This window comes from Gemmiger formicilis (assembly GCF_900167555.1).
GTDB lineage: Bacteria > Bacillota > Clostridia > Oscillospirales > Ruminococcaceae > Gemmiger > Gemmiger formicilis.
On the sequence record NZ_FUYF01000009.1, the window covers coordinates 93,709 to 112,014 of the forward strand.

16 protein-coding genes are annotated in these 18,306 nt (G+C 54.3%); 11 read left to right on the forward strand and 5 right to left on the reverse strand.

Features of this window, described 5'->3' with window-relative positions; translation table 11 throughout:
- Positions 1-188: 188 nt before the first annotated feature.
- The 5 genes from B5D32_RS09055 to B5D32_RS09075 are packed head-to-tail and all read right to left on the reverse strand — an operon-like array spanning position 189 to position 5,304.
- The gene (locus B5D32_RS09055; protein WP_078784736.1) at positions 189-2,012 is read right to left on the reverse strand and encodes an amylosucrase; all 1,824 of its coding nucleotides are present in this window, start codon (positions 2,010-2,012) and stop codon (positions 189-191) included.
- Positions 2,013-2,015: 3 nt separating this feature from the next.
- On the reverse strand, positions 2,016-2,948 hold the full coding sequence (locus B5D32_RS09060) for a carbohydrate kinase family protein (protein WP_078784737.1): 933 nt from the start codon (positions 2,946-2,948) through the stop codon (positions 2,016-2,018).
- Between the two features lie 47 nt (positions 2,949-2,995).
- The gene (locus tag B5D32_RS09065; RefSeq protein WP_078784738.1) at positions 2,996-3,610 is read right to left on the reverse strand and encodes a hypothetical protein; all 615 of its coding nucleotides are present in this window, start codon (positions 3,608-3,610) and stop codon (positions 2,996-2,998) included.
- Positions 3,597-4,241, reverse strand: coding sequence for a YesL family protein (locus B5D32_RS09070; protein ID WP_078784739.1), 645 nt, complete (start codon positions 4,239-4,241; stop codon positions 3,597-3,599). The genes B5D32_RS09065 and B5D32_RS09070 overlap by 14 nt, the downstream gene beginning before the upstream one ends.
- Positions 4,242-4,251: 10 nt before the next feature.
- On the reverse strand, positions 4,252-5,304 hold the full coding sequence (locus tag B5D32_RS09075; protein ID WP_078784740.1) for a LacI family DNA-binding transcriptional regulator: 1,053 nt from the start codon (positions 5,302-5,304) through the stop codon (positions 4,252-4,254).
- Positions 5,305-5,713: 409 nt separating this feature from the next.
- Between B5D32_RS09075 and B5D32_RS09080 the strand changes: the two genes are divergently transcribed.
- The 11 genes from B5D32_RS09080 (at position 5,714) to B5D32_RS14920 (ending at position 18,276) form a co-directional block, all read left to right on the forward strand.
- Positions 5,714-6,625 carry an ABC transporter permease gene (locus tag B5D32_RS09080; protein WP_242943428.1) on the forward strand — a complete coding sequence of 304 codons (912 nt, stop codon included), beginning with the start codon at positions 5,714-5,716 and terminating at the stop codon, positions 6,623-6,625.
- Positions 6,609-7,541, forward strand: coding sequence for a carbohydrate ABC transporter permease (locus B5D32_RS09085; RefSeq protein ID WP_143402721.1), 933 nt, complete (start codon positions 6,609-6,611; stop codon positions 7,539-7,541). The genes B5D32_RS09080 and B5D32_RS09085 overlap by 17 nt, the downstream gene beginning before the upstream one ends.
- Positions 7,542-7,601: 60 nt before the next feature.
- Positions 7,602-9,275 carry an extracellular solute-binding protein gene (locus tag B5D32_RS09090; RefSeq protein ID WP_078784743.1) on the forward strand — a complete coding sequence of 558 codons (1,674 nt, stop codon included), beginning with the start codon at positions 7,602-7,604 and terminating at the stop codon, positions 9,273-9,275.
- Between the two features lie 19 nt (positions 9,276-9,294).
- On the forward strand, positions 9,295-10,770 hold the full coding sequence (locus B5D32_RS09095) for a glycoside hydrolase family 32 protein (protein ID WP_078784744.1): 1,476 nt from the start codon (positions 9,295-9,297) through the stop codon (positions 10,768-10,770).
- Positions 10,771-11,146: 376 nt separating this feature from the next.
- Positions 11,147-11,725 carry a GntR family transcriptional regulator gene (locus B5D32_RS09100; RefSeq protein WP_159447018.1) on the forward strand — a complete coding sequence of 193 codons (579 nt, stop codon included), beginning with the start codon at positions 11,147-11,149 and terminating at the stop codon, positions 11,723-11,725.
- A complete protein-coding gene (locus B5D32_RS09105) occupies positions 11,722-12,378 on the forward strand; it encodes a GntR family transcriptional regulator (protein ID WP_078784746.1) in 657 nt (218 codons plus the stop codon). The genes B5D32_RS09100 and B5D32_RS09105 overlap by 4 nt, the downstream gene beginning before the upstream one ends.
- Positions 12,379-12,748: 370 nt before the next feature.
- Complete coding sequence (locus B5D32_RS09110) at positions 12,749-14,023, forward strand: SLC13 family permease (protein WP_078784747.1); 1,275 nt, start codon at positions 12,749-12,751, stop codon at positions 14,021-14,023.
- 44 nt (positions 14,024-14,067) lie between these two features.
- Positions 14,068-14,967, forward strand: a complete 900-nt coding sequence (gene ttdA, locus B5D32_RS09115) for a L(+)-tartrate dehydratase subunit alpha (protein ID WP_078784748.1) — start codon at positions 14,068-14,070, stop codon at positions 14,965-14,967.
- Positions 14,967-15,599: a L(+)-tartrate dehydratase subunit beta gene (gene ttdB, locus B5D32_RS09120; RefSeq protein ID WP_078784749.1), complete on the forward strand. Its 633-nt coding sequence runs from the start codon at positions 14,967-14,969 to the stop codon at positions 15,597-15,599. The genes ttdA and ttdB overlap by 1 nt, the downstream gene beginning before the upstream one ends.
- A gap of 92 nt (positions 15,600-15,691) precedes the next feature.
- A complete protein-coding gene (locus B5D32_RS09125) occupies positions 15,692-16,975 on the forward strand; it encodes an SLC13 family permease (RefSeq protein WP_078784750.1) in 1,284 nt (427 codons plus the stop codon).
- Positions 16,976-17,832: 857 nt separating this feature from the next.
- A complete protein-coding gene (locus B5D32_RS14920; RefSeq protein WP_143402723.1) occupies positions 17,833-18,276 on the forward strand; it encodes a hypothetical protein in 444 nt (147 codons plus the stop codon).
- The last annotated feature ends 30 nt before the right edge of the window (positions 18,277-18,306 follow it).

Sequence of the window (18,306 nt, forward strand, 5' to 3'; positions counted from 1 at the left end):
CCAGGCTCTTTTTTCTCGCCGGAAAGTGCATGCAAATGGGTTACACAGAATAACGATACAACACGGAAAGGAAGAAAACTCCTAATTAGACCAATTCTGAAGGCATAAACGTAAAATGCCTGACAATCATTTCATAACCACCTGCATGGATGGTGCAGCCGAACGGGGATATATGTCTGCCTCAAGGCTTATACATTCTTCACGAGCAGTGCCTGATACGGTTCCAGTTCTACATCCGCCAGCCAGACGGGCTGACCGTCTGCGGAACGGTAGCTGCCGCCCAAAGCGTCAAGACAGGCCCCGGCAGGGTACTCGGTAAAGTTGAACAGCCCCACCAGCGTTTCCTCGCCGTGCTTGCGTACCAGTGCCAGGACGCCGGGGTTGTGGGTGTCCCATGTGGTTACCCACGCATCCGGGGCAAAGCACTCGTCTGCTCGCATTTTGCGCAGTTCTTCCATGCCCTGCCACAGCTTGTTCGGCAGCGTACCCTTTTGGGTGCGCTGTTTTGCGTTTTCCCAGTTAAACGCACTGCGGTGCAGGTTGCGGCTGTCGTCTGCCCGATTGGGGTCGGACTTATAATCCCAGCCGTTGAGCTGGGCAATCTCGTCGCCGGAGTTCAGCATCGGAAATCCCTGCAAAAATGCCATGACGCTATGCAGCATCAGGTCGCGGCGGACTGCGTAGTCCAGCGCAATCACATCGCCCGATTCCAGCGCCTGCTCCACGCCGCACAGGCTGGCGGTGGTGCCGCAGCTGCGGGCATCGCCGGTGGCGGGGTCGTAGTTGTACAGCTCGCCCTTTGCCCAGCTTCCGGGGAAATCGCCCGCATAAAAATGGTAGAGATACTCCTTGTGCTTTTGGGGGTCAATGTCAAAACGGTTCTCAGCCGCTTCATCCAGACCCCAGCCGATATCATCGTGGCAGCGCAGATAGTTTACAAACCAGCAGTTGCCCGGCAGGGCGTGCAGGGCGTCCAGCTGTGCCTTCAGCAGGCGAGTGTCGCGGCTTGCCAAGGCAGCCCACAGGTTGACCATGGTGGACACATTGTAAAGCATGTGACATTCCGGCTTTTCGGGTGTGCCAAAGTACGCCGCCAGCTCCTTGGGCGCCATGACCACTTCGCCCTTGAGGATGACCGCGGGGCAGACACATTCCAGCACCATGCGCAGCATCCGCACGATGGTATGTACCTGCGGTAAATTGCGGCAGGTCGTGCCAAGCTGCTTCCAAATGTAAGGCACTGCGTCAATGCGGAACACCTCCACACCCAGATTGGCCAGATGCAGAATACTTTTGGTCATGTCCACGAACACCGCCGGGTTTGCGTAGTTCAGATCCCACTGGTAGTCGTGGAAGGTGGTCAGCACCCACTTGTGCATCTCCCCGCACCAGGTAAAGTTGCCGGGCGCGGTGTTGGGAAATACCTGCGGCACGGTCTGCTCGTACTGGTCCGGGATGGTGCGGTCATCAAACAGGTGGTAGTAGGCTTGAAACCACGGGTCGCCCGCCTTGGCCGCCATGGCCCAGCGGTGGGTGCTGGCAGTATGGTTCATAACAAAATCCAGACACAGGCTGATGCCGACCTTGCGCAGTTCGCGGGTCAGATTTTCGAGGTCTTTATTCGTGCCGAGAGCCGGGTCCACGGTATCGAAATCCTCCACCGCATAGCCGCCATCGTTGTGCGGGTGGGGCATCTGCAGTAAAGGCATCAGGTGCAGATAGGTCAGCTTTTGCTCCTTGAAATAGGGCAGCTTCTTTGCCAATTCTTTCAAATTTCCGGCAAATAGGTCGGTGTACATCGTCATGCCGAACATATTGCCCCGCTTGTACCAGTTCGGGTCGGCGGCACGGGCTTTGTCCAGCGCCTTCAGCTCGGCGCTGCGGGCGTCGTAGGCATCTGCCATCTCCCGTTCCAGAACCTCCAACCCTTCCCGGTTGTTGTACAGCTCCATGAACAGCCATTCCAGCTCGTCCTTATGGCGGGCAAATCGTGCGGAAAATTCCTGCGCCATGGGTCAGCCCTCCACTTCTGTCAGGGTGGGCATGGCGGGGATGGCACCGCGGCGGCTGGTGGTGATGCTGGCCGCTTTGTTGGCAAAAGCCAGAATGCTTTCCAATTTGTCCGCCGTCAGGGAGTTCAAATCCTCCTTGCACAGCTTGGACAGCACTGCCCCAAAGAAGGTGTCGCCTGCACCGTTGGTGTCACCCACCTTGCAGGGAACACCGGCTACATGACCGGTTTTCTCTCCAAAGCGGTAGAACACACCGTTTGCACCCAAGGTGACAAAAATCAGCCGAATGCCGTTTTGTGCCAGCTGCGCCGTACCGTTTTCGCAGTCGGTGGTGCTGGTCAGCAGGGGCAGCTCCTCGTCCGAAACCTTCAGGATATCCACCAGCGGCAGGGGAGCTTTCATCTGTGCAATCGCTTCTTCCTCGCTGTGCCAAAGGTTGGCGCGGTAGTTGGGGTCGTAGGTGATGATTGCCCCCAGCTTTTTGGCACGGGCGGCGGCGTCCAACGTGGCGGTGCGGGCGGGGTCGGCGGTCAGACTGACCGAGCCGAAATGCACGATTTTGGCTGCATTCAGGGCTTCCTCCGGAATGTCCTCTTTGCGCAGCATCACATCGGCGTTGGCACTGCGGTAGAAGCTGAAATCCCGCTCACCGGAGGCATCCACCGACACGACTGCCATGGTGGTGGGGTGGTCGGCATCGGTGACCATATAGCGGGTGTCTACCTTGTTTTCCTGCAAAACCTCGGTCAGATAGCGGCCAAAGGCATCCTCGCCAACCTTGCCGATAAAGGTAGTCTGTGCGCCCAACTTGGCGGCGGCAACCGCCAGATTGGCGGGGGCACCGCCGGGGTTTGCCGCAAACTGCGGAATGCCGCGCTCATCCCTGCCGGTCTGGGTCAGGTCGATCAAAACTTCACCAATCGTTACAATATCCATGTGTATCTCTCCTTGCTGAATGTATCGAACAAAAAGAAGCAGCTTTACTACTTCAAAAGATAACGAATATAGGCAGCTGCGCGCTCCGGATGCGGTGCATTTGCAATGACACCGAGGTAAACGGATCCCTCGAAACCGGCTTGTGCTATGAGGGGTGTGTCGGAAATATCCAGCGTTACGCCATCGGCAGACAATTCATCCAAGCTGCTGAAATCTGCATCCAGTGTACGCAGATCAAGAAAATACTCTTCGTCTTGCAGTTGATCTCGCGCAGCGGTGTCCATTAGAATAACATCTAATTGCTGTGCGCTGACAGCAGCCAGCAGCTTCAGCTCAGAGGCATAGACATATTGTTCATCTGCATTGGCAGTTTCATTTATAATCAGCCCGGTCAGCAGATTGACCTGCTGCTTTTTTGTCAGATGCGCATCTTGGGCAAAGCCGTCAGTAAGCTGCCCGGTCAAATCAGAACCGGCTGAAATGTTCACAAGGCTAACGTACAATACAGCTTCTTTTTTGGTGAAATGCCGATAAGCGGCATATCCGAAAATGTACAAAACGATTAAAACTCCTATGATGGGGAGTTTGTAGTATGCCCAAATGTGTTCCCATCTTTTGCGCCCATGCAGAGCGCGCAGGGTGGCAAGATCAGCACTCTTCATCGTGCGATTCCTCATCTGCCGCATCGGGATCTCCGCCGATAAGATGAATGATTTTTACCAAGAGGAAAGAACATAGCATGGCACACAAGCCCATTCCCAAAAGAAAGGCGGGCGCGAATACGCAAACTGTGATCCACCCCATGACAGCGTAGATGAACGCCATCAGCAGGGTGCAGAACAAATAGCGAACTCCGACGGCAAAGGAGGTCCTTAAAATGCCAAACGTCGCATTTTCAAAACGTGCCAGCAGGGGAAATGCGTAGAGCAGTACAATGGCGTACAGCACGGCAGCACCGATCACCAGCGCTGTCAAAATCGTCCAGAATGCACTGGTGTTCCAAAGACGGCTCAACACGAAGCCGTCGACGCCCAAAAAGCAGCCAAGTGCCAGCAGGATAAGCCACAGCTTTGTGGCAGGCTTGAAATTGCTGCGAAACGCACGGAAGAACATACGGGTAAGACCCTCATCACGATCCTCAGCCATTTTCAATGTGCAGTAAAACAGCGCCGTAGTGGAGGCGCCAATCGTAAAAATCGGCAGGCTGCATATAAGCCACAAAATGTTCAGATAGGCGCTGTATGTCAGCTTTGTCAGCACAGAAAACCACGGTTTGTCCCACAGGTCACGCATACTGTACCTCTCAATCTCCTGTGGATTCACGCAGGATCAGATTCGTTTCCGTATAAACAGTCCGATAATTCAGCGAGGGCTCCTCAATACGGGTCATAAGCAGATTGGCGGCGGCATACCCCATGATTTGCCCGTGAATATGAATGGATGTCAGCCGAGGTGAAAAATACGATGCCTCTTGGCTGTCATCAAATCCGCAAATCCAGATGTCATCCGGAACGGAATAGCCAAGACGATGCAAGGCGTTGATAAGATCCATTGCTATAAAATCATTGGCGCAGATAAAAGCGTCCGGCATGGTCGGGCAACCGCGCAGCGACTGATACAGATACTCTGAATAGTTTGGCTGTGCTTTTTGCGTTGCGCAGGTCGGCCAGTCGGTTGCCATACCAAAATGCTCGGCTGCATCTTTGTAAGCCAGGTAACGTTCATGAAAAGACTGGCAGTGTTCTTTATCCCCGGCAAAGGCGATACGTTTTCGTCCGCGCTGTGCCATCTGCGCCATCATGTTCTGAATTTCGATACGGTTTTCCATATACAGCCGATCAGCCTGCAGCGGAGGGCGCATTTCCATCACGGGTGTGTCCACAAAAAGAAGCGGAATGCCCAGCGTACAAAGCATCTGGGCGTAATCATAGTCAAATACTTCAAAGCAGATGATGCCTGCCGTGTGCTCTGTGTTTAAGGAAGACGGCAGCTCCTTTGCAGCCAGCTCAGCGGGCGAAATGCGGTGGATCGTCATACAGGCGTGAAGATGCTGAAGCTCTGATTGAAAGCGATCCAACATCATTGCGGCAAAGTGGGAGTTATTCAAAAAACGGGTTGTCAGTATGGCAATTTCCCGCTTATCGACGGGGAGAATGGAAGCATCCCCGGCGTTGCTGTTTCCATCAAATACCGGAAGGTAGGAAAATTGCTTGTATCCCATTTCGGCAGCCTTGCGCAGGATCTTCTCCCGTGTGGCATCGGCCAGAACGCCGGTGTTGTTGATAGCCTTGGAAACCGTATTGCGGGAGAGCTGAAGCTCGTTGGCAATATCCTGAATGGTGACTTTGGTAGACATGGTCTGCCTCGATTCTGTACACTCTATAAGTAAGAAATGTACTTTAATAAATATATTCTGTAGGTATCTCCGTCCGGGAGATTCCTGTGTTTCTGATACCAGTATAGTGCATATGCACAAATTAGTCAAATGTAAAAACGCAAATCAGCATATTGCACATTCGCACGCACTGGTTTTTGTGCAGCTGCACGAATGTACCGTAATTCGCTTAAAAACGAGGAAAACGCCATTGACTTTTGCGATTGGTGATGGTATAAATAAATCACAGGGTTTTACAAATGCACCATTCAAGGGGGTCTGAGCAGAACATGTTGTGCAAATGTAAAACAAGGAAGAAACGGTACAATGAAATCAAAAAGGAGGAGAATGATTCATGAAACCAAAGTCAGTTGCACCCCAAAGCGCGGTCATGGCGGTTGACCGTAAACTGCATAATACATGGGTGTACATTAAGCGTCATTGGCAGCTCTACCTGCTATTTCTGATGCCGGCTGTATTGCTGACCCTTGTATTCCGCTACATTCCTATGGGCGGCGTACTGATTGCCTTCCAAAAATACAACCCGTTCAAGGGCATCTGGGGCAGCGAATGGGTCGGGTTCAAGAACTTTTCGCGGTTCCTGTCCTCGCCGGATTTCATGCGGTATTTGATCAACACCTTGAAACTGAGCGTCTATGGCTTGCTGTGGGGCTTTCCCATTCCGATTTTGTTGGCCTTCCTGCTCAACCGCATTAAAAGCAATAAGATCAAGCAGAAGGTACAGCTTGTCCTGTATATGCCCAACTTTATTTCCGTGATCGTGCTGTGCGGTATCGTGCGCGTTCTGCTGTCTGTCACAGGTCCTGTAAATGGGCTGTTTCATACCGGCATCAACTTTATGACATTGCCGGAGGCTTTCCGCCCGATTTACATCATCAGCGGAATCTGGCAGGGCGCGGGTTGGTCCTCCATTATGTACACAGCCGCGCTTTCCAACGCCAGCCAGGAGCTGAAAGAAGCCGCCATGCTGGACGGCGCGAACCTGATTCAGCAAATACGAACCGTTGAATGGCCCGCCATCAAGGATATGGTCGTGATTCAGTTCATCCTGCAGGCAGGCAACATTATGAGCATCGGCTTTGAAAAAGCCTACGCACTGCAAACGGATCTGAACCTGAATTCGGCAGAAATCATCGCCACTTATGTGTATAAAAAAGGCCTGTTAGACGGTGATTACAGCTTTTCGACAGCAGTCGGTCTGTTCAACACAGTTATCAATGTCATATTGCTTATCGCTGTAAACAAAGTCGTTGCCAAGATGAACGATGGGCAAGGCTTGTAAGGAGGTGCCCGCTATGTCTAAGAAAAAGTCGGGAATGCAGATCTACACCAAACAAGACAAAGCCATCCTCTACTGCGGCTATGCACTGTTGGCTGTGTTTCTCATCGCCATTATTGTGCCGATGGTTTACATTGTGATCGCTTCGTTCATGGACCCCGTCACATTGCAAAACAAGGGCATTTCCTTTGACTTCAGCAAATGGAGCCTGGATGCCTATGAGCGCGTCATCTCGGACAAACAGATATGGGTCGGCTTCAAAAACGCTGTTCTTTATTCGGTTATATTTACCGTCATTTCCGTTGCCGTCACGATGCTGGCAGCCTATCCGATGTCGCTGCCGGACTTCAAGGGAAAGAAATTTTTCAACACCTTATTCGTTATCACGATGTTTTTCAACGGTGGTCTGATCCCTACCTACTTGCTCATCAACAATATCGGTCTGCTGGATTCCATGTGGGCGGTTATCCTGCCGGGTGCATTCAGCGTCTGGAATATGATCATTGCTCGTACCTACTATCAGGGGATCCCGCGTGAGCTTCGTGAGGCAGCCGATGTGGATGGTGCCAGCGAAATGCGCTACTTCTTTAATATCTTGCTGCCGGTTTGTATGCCGGTAGTGGCGGTGCTTGCTCTTTGGCAGTTTGTCGCTATGTGGAACAGCTATTTTGACGCGATGATCTACCTGAACAGTGCCTCCAAACAGCCCCTGCAGTTGGTGCTGCGCTCTATCCTGATCCAAAGCCAGCCTGAATCCGGTATGATTGCCGATATTCAAAGCACGGCTGAACGCGCAAAAATGGCCGAGCTGCTCAAGTATGCAACCATTATCATTTCCAGCCTGCCGCTGCTGGTCATGTATCCCTTCTTCCAAAAGTATTTTGATGCAGGCATTATGGCGGGCTCCGTCAAGGGCTGATCGTTAGGAAAACTCGACCGGGATTTCCCGGCCGCAATATTAAAAAAGGAGAAAAACGCAATGAAAAAATTGATTTCACGCCGCAATTTCCTCAAAATGGGCGCCTTGGCGAGCGCTGCTATGATGCTGGCCGCCTGCGGCGGCGGTGCCGGAGGCGGAAAAGATTCGGGTGCCAATGTAGATGTTACCGGCACCGTTTCGTTTCCTCTGGCGGAGCAGGTAACCTTTACCGGTATGACGAGCTATCCGGTCGGCAGTGAATCCGATCCGAACAACCGTACCATTTTCAAACGTCTTGAGGAAGCCACCAATGTACATATCGACTGGACGGCTATTCAGGCTGACCAGTGGAGCGATAAAATCACCCTGAATATGTCCAACCCCAGCACTCTGACGGATTTTGTCTTTACGGCAGATTTCAGCGACAGTGACCTGCTGCGCTACGCAGATCAGGGCGTTATTGTCAATCTGGAGGACTACATCGACAACAATATGCCCAACCTCAAGAAGGTTTTTGAGATGTACCCGGAGTACCGTACCATGTGTACAGATTCCGAGGGACATATCTGGGCGTTGCCGTGGATCGAGCAGTTGGGCTCTGAAAAGACGGCGATCCAGACGGTGGGAAATATGAGCTTCATCAACAAGAAGTGGCTGGATTTCCTGGGTCTGGAGATGCCGACGACGGTGGATGAATTTGAGCAGGTACTGATTGCTTTCCGTGACAACGCGGATGCCATCAAGAGTGAGTTTGGCATTGAGGGGGATATCATCCCGATGTCCTGCATTGTCAACAACGGTGACCAGGATCCCAGTATCCTGATCAACGGCTTTGGTGAGGGCTATGGTGATGCCGATAAGGACCGCCACATTGCCGTCACGGATGACCTGAAGGTTATCTGCGCAGCCACTCAGCAGGGCTACCGTGAAGGTCTTGACTGGCTGCACAAGCTGTATTCTGAAAACCTCATTGACCCCGAATGCTTTACGCAGGAATGGTCCACCTATGTTTCTAAAGGCAAGGCCGGTCGTTACGGCGTCTGCTTTAGCTGGGATGTTGCCAACATCGACAACCTGACCGATTGGGAACCCCTGCCCGCACTGACTGCCGATACCCGCAATATCACCCCGCAGAACGGTTCCTTCACCAGCGGCTTTGGGCGCGGCAAGTGTGTTGTCACCGCCAAGGCATCGAACCCCGCGCTGGTTTGTGCCTGGCTCGACCAGATGTATGCACCCCTGCAGTCTCCCCAGAACAACTGGGGTACCTACGGCGATGAAACCGGTTTCAATATCTTTGAAATGTCCACCAACGATAAGGGCGAGCCGATGCTGAAGCACGCCCCCCTCGGCGATGCGTCCCCCGTTGAAGTCCGCGAAGCACAGTGCGTCGGCGGTCCTCTGGCGGTTCTGGATGATTACTACGGCGTTTATGTCACCTGCCCGGACGATGCACAGTACCGTTTGGACTGGATCAAGGATGTTTACACCCCGGATATGAACAAAAAGTATGTTTACCCCAATGTTTTTATGAGCAACGAGGACACCGAGCAGGTTTCCAACCTTCAGGCAGATCTCCAAACCTACATGAACACCCAGAAGGCAAACTGGATCATGAACGGTACTACCGATGCTGAGTGGAATGAGTACCTCGACAAACTGGAAGCCTACGGATTGTCTGACTATCTGGCGATTATGCAGAAGTATCTTGATGCCTATTACGCAAAGCAATAAGTTACACCAGGAGGAATCCATGAGCAGTACAATTTTGCAGAAAGCACGCGATTACGAGGAAGAGCACAGCGCTGCCATTTCTGCGGCAGAGCGCCCTGCCTACCACTTGACCCCTTATGTAGGCTGGATGAATGACCCGAACGGCTTTTCCTTCTATCATGGGAAATACCACCTGTTTTACCAGTATAACCCCTACGCAACACAATGGGGTCCGATGCACTGGGGACACGCGGTCAGCACAGACTTGCTGCATTGGGAGTATCTGCCCTGCGCCATTGCTCCGGATTCTACGTCTGATAACGGCCCCGGCTGCTTCTCCGGCTCGGCCACCGAAATGGACGACGGCCGTCAGCTCTTAATGTACACCAGCGTGGTTTCCGAAAAGCAGCCGAATGGTGAAATGCGGGATATTCAGACCCAGAGCGTTGCTGTGGGCGATGGATTGGATTACGAAAAACCTGCCTGCAACCCGGTGCTGACCCAGAAGGATTTGCCTGAAGGATACAGCAAATTCGACTTCCGTGACCCGAAGATCTGGCGCGAAGCTGACGGCACCTACTCTGCCGTGACCGTTGCCCTGACCGAGGATGGCAGCGGTGCAGCCGTACTGTTCCAAAGCAAGGACGGTTTCGACTGGCATTTTGTTACCGTGCTGGCGCGCAACAACAACGTGTACGGCAAAATGTGGGAGTGCCCGGACTTTTTCCCGCTGGACGGCAAGCATGTACTGATGGTCGGACCGATGGAAATGCGTCCGTCCGGTGAGTTCCACAACGGACACAATGTGATCGCCTTTGTCGGCAGTTATGATGAGAAAACCCATACATTTACCCGTGAACAGGTGCAGCTGGTGGACGGCGGCATCGACTTTTACGCCACCCAAACCACACAGGCACCCGATGGGCGCCGCCTGATGACGGCGTGGCTGCAAACCTGGTCGGACACCGAGGATAAGCCGCAGGGATGCAAGTGGTTCGGGCAGACCATCTGCCCGCGCGAGCTGCATTTGAAAGATGGCCGCATCGTTCAGACCCCGGTTCGGGAGCTGGATGCCGCCCACGGTAAGCGCACGCTGCACGAAGATGTGACCGTACAGAATGAAACGGCGCTGGCTGACATCGGCGGGCGCATTGCCGACCTGACCGTCACCGTGGCAGCGGGCGAATACCGCAGCTTTACCGTTAAGCTGGCAGCCGATGCAGCGTATCACACCCGCCTGACCTATGACCCCTACACCTCGCTGCTGACGCTGGATCGCAGCTGTGCCGGTTCCCGCGCCGATATTGTGCATACCCGCAGCTGCAAGGTGCGCAGCCAAAACGGCGCGCTCAAGCTTCGTATCCTGCTGGATAAAAACAGCGTGGAGGTCTTTGCCAACGATGGCGAGCAGACGATGACAGCGTGGATCTACACCCCGCAATCCGCCGATGGCATCACCTTTGCTGCAGACGGTCAGGCAACCATTACTGTGGAACAGTTTGAACTGAACCTGTAACTGGATATTCCCTTCGTTTCTCCTTCATCAACACAGGAGGCTGCTGCACTTGGATTTTTTCCTTGTGCAGCAGCCTCTTTTTAAGTGCGCCCGAAGGGATTCGAACCCCCGGCACCTGGCGTCGGAGAACTACGGCAGGACGGCGTAAACAGACGCTGAAACGTAAATTTGCTGGTTCTGCACAGTTACGACCAAAACAAGAAAAAGCCTGTTGTTGGTTGTCACAACAGGCTTTTCCGATATTTTGCAGCACCACTGCACAGTAGTGGTCAAATGGTGGTCAGGCATGGAGGGGCATAAAATACGATCCTCGCCACTTGACGCAACGGATGATTTTGTATACAATATTAATAAACAACAAATATGGAGGCGCTTGATGAAAAGTGTTTCTCTTGTTTCCTTAAAGGACCAAGCTGCCGCGGCGCTGCGGCGGGAAATATACGCGGGTGAGCTGCCGGATGGTGCCGAGCTGCGACAGGAGGATATTGCCGCGCAGCTGGGTATCAGCCGATTGCCGGTGCGCGAGGCGATGCAGCAGCTGCAAAACGAGGGGCTGCTGGAGCGCCTGCCCAACCGCCATGTGCGGGTGGTGGGGGTGACCGCCGCGCGTCTGCGGCAGAGCTTTGCCGTGCTGGCGGCTATGGAGTGCGAGTTGTTCGCGCTGGCAGACACCGCCCTGCGGGAAAAGGGGCTGCCCGACCCGGCGTGCGATGCGGAGTTCCATTTGGCAGCCGCCGAGGTGTTGGACAATCCAACGCTGTATCAGCGCTTTTTCACCCAGCGGCAAGGGTTGTTGGACGCCGCGCAGGCGCTGGGGGCGGCTGAACCCGCCGCACTGATCGAGCGCAACCGCGCCATTGCCGAGGCGTTCACGGTGGGGAAGGATACCGCGCCGCACATCCGCCGTTACTATGATGATCTGACCGAACAGACCGCAAAGGAGCTTATCGTATGAGCCTTGCACCATTAAATCCCATCCAGATGCTGCCCGCCCGCGACCGTGTGGCGGCGGCACTGCGGGAAGCTATTTTAAGCCACCAGTTTGCCGAGGGCGAAGAATTGACCCTGAAGGACACCGCCGCCCAGCTGGGCGTGTCGTCTACGCCGATCCGCGAGGCATTCCAGATGCTGGCGCGGGAGGGGTTGATCGAGCTGCGCCCCAACCGCGGAGCCATCGTGCTGGGTATGAACGAGAAGCGCTTGCGCGACCACTACGAGACCCGCGCTGCGCTGGAACGCGCCGCTGTGGTATTGGTATGCCGCAAAAAGGCAGACATTGACCCCGTCAAGCTGGCCTACATACAGGCAGCGTCCGCGCTGGCGCAGAATGACAGCGCGGGCTACAGCGCGCAGAACCAAGCGTTCCACATGGCGATCTGGACTGCAGCCGACAACGACGCCATGAAAGAACTGCTGTCGAGTCTGTGGAATGGTCTGTCCATGGGTCACAAGGTCACGCAGGAGCACTACGCTGAAATCAGTATGAACGAGCATTACAAGATTCTGGACGCGCTGAAAGCCCGCGATGAGGTGCTGGCGGGTAATCTGATGGAATCCCACATCATGCGCAGCTTGGAAAATGTGCTGACGCATTTGAGGGCGGAGTGATTGACGGCGTAAGGAAAACCGGATGTTCGCCCTTACAAGGCTGCAAAAATCGCCGCGTTGTTCATCCTGCACAAAACCATAACGGCAAAATTTGCAGTTTCGACAAACTTCAAAACACCCTATTGACATTTTCGGTCATTGGGTGTATTCTCTGATTGTCGATTGGATACATTATCAATTATCACCCGCGACGTTTCACAGATTGGTTTGCGGCAGACCTCCTCTCCTTGCTGCCGCAAACCGCCGTATCCATCGGGGCAGCCGGAACGACCGCCCCGTGAAAACCCGGACAGGGGCCCGTCCGGGTGATAGATTCCCCTATGGTTTGGATACAATATTAAATATCAAAGCAAAAAGGAGGCAACATCCAGTGAATCCCACAGTTATCACCCTCTGCTTTCTGGCATTTGCGATCATTATGTTCGTGCTGGAAAAGATTCCTCTGGGCCTGACAGCCACGATCGTTTCCGTGGGTCTGTGCGTGACCGGCGTCCTTGAACCCAAACAGGCGTTCGCCGGGTACGTCGATTCTAATGTCATCCTCTGCGTGGCTATGTTTGTGGTTGGGCAGGCGTTGTTTGAAACCGGCATGGCCAACAAAATCGGTGGTCTGGTCACCAAGTTCGCCAAATCGGAGCGTCAGCTCATCATCGCCATCATGGTCATCACCGGTCTTATGTCCGGGTTCCTGTCCAACACGGGCAGCGCAGCCGTACTCATTCCTGTGGTAGTCGGCATTGCGGCCGAGAGTGGTTACAGCCGCAGCCACCTGCTGATGCCGCTGGTTTTTGCGGCGGCACTGGGCGGCAACATCTCCATCATCGGTGCGCCGGGCAACCTGATGGGCGTCAGCGCCCTGAACGAGCTGGGCATCGAAACGAGCTTCTTTGAGTACCTGATCGTCGGCGGTCCTATGATGCTGGCGGGCATCCTCTACTTCGCCTTGTTCGGCTACAAGCTGCTGCCCAAAAACAGCGGCGCGGCATCGCTGGAGGATGATCAGTTCGCAGTCAAGGATTACTCCGACGTTCCCAAGTGGAAGCAGTATATGTCGCTGGCTGTGCTGGTCATCGCTATTCTCGCGATGGTGTTTGAAAAGCAGATCGGCATCAAGCTGCAGGTGTCCGCATCGGTTGGCGCCATCATTCTGATCCTGACCGGTGTCATCAGCGAAAAAGAGGCACTGAAGTCCATCGACCTCAAGACCGTGTTCCTTTTTGGCGGTTCGCTGGCACTGGCAACGGCGCTGGAGCATACCGGCGCGGGCAGCCTGATTGCTGATACGCTGATCGGCGCTATGGGCAACGAAGTCCACCCGCTGATCCTGCTGGTTGTCATCTTTGTCATCACCTGCACAATGACCAACTTTATGTCCAACACTGCCACCACGGCGCTGATGGTTCCCATCGCGGTGTCGCTGGCGCAGGGCTTGGGCGCAGACCCCCGCGCCGTGGTCATTGCCACGGTCATTGCAGGCAGCTGTGCCTACGCAACGCCGATCGGTATGCCCGCCAATACAATGGTTGTCGGCATCGGCGGCTACAAATTTATCGACTACGTCAAGGCAGGTCTGCCGCTGATCCTCGTCAGCTTTATCATCTGCATGGTGATCCTGCCGGTAGCGTATCCGTTCTTCCCCGCATGATCTCATAAACAAACATTTGAAATTTACATAGGAGGCATCCAATCATGACCAAAGAACAAAGTGTTGAACTCATGACCGACAAGATGGCGAAATTCGTCGCCTATGTCGGCAAGAAGCTGCCCGACGATGTCGAGGCTAAGCTGCAGGAGCTGCGTCAGCAGGAGACCACCCCGCTGGCAACCGCCATCTATGACACGATGGCGCGCAACCAGAAGCTGGCTGTTGACCTGAACCGCCCCTGCTGCCAGGACACCGGTGTGCTGCAGTTCTGGGTAAAGTGCGGCGTCAACTTCCCGCTGATGGGTGAGCTGGAGGCTCTGCTGAAGGAGGCCGTCGTCCGCGCTACCTTCGCCGCACCCCTGCGCCACAACAGCGTGGAAACCTTCGACGAAGTGAACACCAAGCGCAATGTCGGCAAGGGTACGCCCACCGTTTTCTGGGACATCGTACCCGATGACGACCACTGCGAAATCTACACCTACATGGCAGGCGGCGGCTGCACGCTGCCGGGCAAGGCGATGGTGCTGATGCCGGGCATGGGCTACGAGGGCGTGACCAAGTTCGTCCTGGACCAGATGACCAGCTACGGTCTGAACGCCTGCCCCCCGCTGCTCGTCGGTGTCGGCGTGGCTACCAGCGTGGAAACCGCCGCGCTGCTCTCCAAGAAGGCGCTGATGCGCCCCTTGGGCAGCCACAACCCCAACCCGCGCGCTGCCGAGATGGAGAAGCTGCTGGAGGACGGCATCAACTCCATCGGTCTGGGACCCCAGGGCATGAGTGGTAAGAACTCCGTCATGGGCGTGCATATCGAGAACACCGCTCGCCATCCGTCCACCATCGGCGTTGCCGTCAACGTTGGCTGCTGGAGCCACCGCCGCGGTCACGTGGTATTTGACAAAGACTTGAACGCAACTGTAACGACTCATTCGGGGGTGCAACTGTAATGGTAGAAATCAGAGACGGTAAAAAGGTTTTGGTCACGCCTGTCAGCGCCGAGGATCTGGCTGACATCAAAATTGGTGACATCGTGTATCTCGACGGCGATCTTATGACCTGCCGTGACGTGGCGCACCGCCGCCTGGTCGAGGGCGGTCGTGAGCTGCCCTACGACATCCGCAACAAGGCCATCTTCCACGCAGGTCCCATTGTCCGCCCCATTCAGGGTCAGGACGATGCCTACGAGATGGTTTCTGTCGGTCCCACCACCTCGATGCGCATGGAGAAGTTCGAGTATGAGTTCACCCAGCACACCGGTGTCCGCGTCATCGTGGGCAAGGGCGGTATGGGTCCCAACACCGAGCGCGCCTGCAAGGAGTTCGGCGCCATCCACTGCGTGTTCCCCGCCGGCTGCGCCGTTGTCGCCGCAACCGAGGTACAGCGCATTGTCGAGCATCACTGGGACGAGCTGGGTATGCCTGAAACTCTCTGGTGCTGCAAGGTCAAGGAGTTTGGTCCGCTGATCGTTTCCATCGACGCCAATGGCGACAACCTGTTCGAGAAGAACAAGGTTGACTTCAACAAAAAGAAGGACGCTGCCATCGAGGAGATCTGCAAGCACGTCAGCTTCATCAAATAAGCCATTCACTATTTCTCTATACAGCCATAAACGCACAAAGGGACACTTCGCATTCGTGCGGGGCGTCCCTTTGTGTTTCCGGGAGGAATTCTATGACCCTATTGGAGATTACTCTGCTCATTCTGCTGGCGACAATCCTTGCGTTTGTCAGCGGCAAAATCCCGTTTGCCGTCATCTCGTCCGGCATCATTCTGGCACTGATTTTAACAGGCGTAATGACCCCTGCCGAGGCGTTCGGCGGGTTTATCAACACGAACGTCGTTATGTTTGTGGCGATGTTTGTCATTGGCGCAGGGCTGACGAAAACCGTCCTCATTGACAAGGCGCAGAGCCTTGTCGTGCGCTACAAGGACAACCAGCGGATCCTGATTTTTCTGTCCTGCGCAGCGGCGGCGTTTTTGGGTGCCATCACCAGCGCCACGGCAACGGCAGCCATTATGATCCCGCTGCTGGTGGGCATTGCCAACGACATCGGCACCAGCCGCAGTAAGCTGCTGTACCCGGCGATGGCGTGCGCCAACATTGCCACCCAGATGACCTTTATGGGGCAGGGCGCCAGCAATATGGCGTGGAACGATGTTATGATGAAAGCCGGTGCGCCCAACCCGCTGCACGTCTGGGATTTTACCGTGGCGCGCATTCCAATGCTGGCAACAGCGATTTTGTACATGACCTTTGTCGGTTACAAGCTCATGCCTGATATTCCGAACGGGAAGTTCTCGGATGGCGCATCGGGGCAGACCGGCAGCGAAAAAATCAGCCCCGCCAAGCAAAAGCTGGCTATGATCATCATTCTGGCAACGATTGCCCTGATGCTGCTGGAAAATGCCATCGGCATCAAAATGTACCTAACCGCCTGCCTTGGCGCAGTGCTGCTGGTGCTGACGGGCGTGCTGAGCGAGAAGGAGGCGCTGGCATCCATCCACCAGCCGACGATCTTCCTGTTTGCGGGCGTGCTGGCGCTGTCCGATGCCATCCAGAAAACAGGCGCCGGCGATGTTGTGGCGGATTGGATGATCAAAATCCTGGGCGGTACGACGAATACCTACTTGATTATGGCTGTATTCTTCCTTGTGCCGTTTGTGCTGACGCAGGTCATGTCGAACCTTGCCACGCTGACGATTTTTATTCCTCTCGTCACATCTGCCTGTCTTAAGATGGGGCTTGACCCGCGTGCTGCCGTGGTGGGTGTTATCACCGCCAGTTGCATTTCCATTATGACCCCGATGGCCGCGCCCTGCCAGATCATGATCATCGAGCCGGGCGGGTATAAGCTGAAGGACTACTTAAAATGCGGCACACCCTTGGCGGCGTTGCTCTGCATGATGTCCATCCTTGTGCTGCCGATGATGTTCCCGCTGTATTATCTGCAATGATATTAGGGCAACACCGCACAATTCCCGCCTAACGGCTTAAGCAACGCTCCGGCGGATCTCTGCGCCAAGAGCCGCCGCAAGCGGCGGTTGCGCTCCGAAGCGCCTCGCTGCGGCTCGGTGTGCGGCACGGCATCTGCGTTGCCAAAATGCTCGATAATGTCAGGTTGCGGTACCCGCATCGTGCTTCGGTTCGTGGTATACTAAACAAACAGATTTATTCTGTATAGCACCTTTACAACTGAATACACAGCATAACAGGTACTTTACTTTCCCGGTGGGGCGCACAGCAAGGTCAAGGCAGACCATAACCCGCGACTGGGGAGAGGGCATAATGATACTCCTGCTGCCCCACGCGTCAGATGGGGTGACCGCGCAGGGGTTGGAATCAGTAAGATCCTTGCAGAGTCAGTGTACGGTCGTCGTCAGCGGCTTGCCTGTTATGTTTCTAAGTCTAGGGGCAAGCGGCAAATTAGACATTTTTCTTCAGCATTTATTTTGATGTACACGGTTTCTTTTATTATTTACATAACCGTGTGATTGACGCCAGTATGCGTATTATTTGATTTTTATTGAATTTACATCAAGATTTGCGGGGAAAGTGTACCCTTACGCCCGAATGAAACAGAGAAAATGTGGAAAGAGCCCGGAGGGCCTTACCAAATCGGTAAGGTCCTCCGGGCTCTTTTTTCTCCCCCGGAAAGTGTATTTAAGAGGGTTACACAGAATAATGATACAGCACGGAAAGGTAGTGAACTTATGCAGCGCTAGCGAATGAGCCAAACTGCTGACATTTTGCTTACCGGACGCGATATGGACGATAGAACGCTGCATTTGCGGGAAAAAATTGCATCTAGACTTTGGAAGATGAAGAAACCGCAGAGGAACGAGAGATCAAGGCTGTGCCGGACTACTTGTGGAAAGCGGCGAAGTACATCGAAAGTGTCGGAAACTGGCAGGGAACAGCCTCCGAGTTGCTTGCAACGGCAGGTATCGAAAATGCCAAACCGAATCAGTTCACCTACAACATGGCGAAGTATTTCGATAAAGTATTTGAACCGAAAAACATCCGATATAAAACCCATCGAAAAAACAAGGTTCGCCTTTTGAACTTCTATGGTGACGATGATATTGACATAACTCAATTATCGGGGTGGGGTATCCCAGAAAGACCGTCACCATCGTCACCATCGTCACTCGGAGCGCTTGAGGGAAGCAAGCATGGGCGAAGTGTTGCCACAGGGCAACCCGCCGAAAAGCCTACGGGGACAGCCCCGAACCCCTGTGAGGCTGCGAGCGCATGAGAAAGCGCAGCGTTGGAATCAATGTCCGCG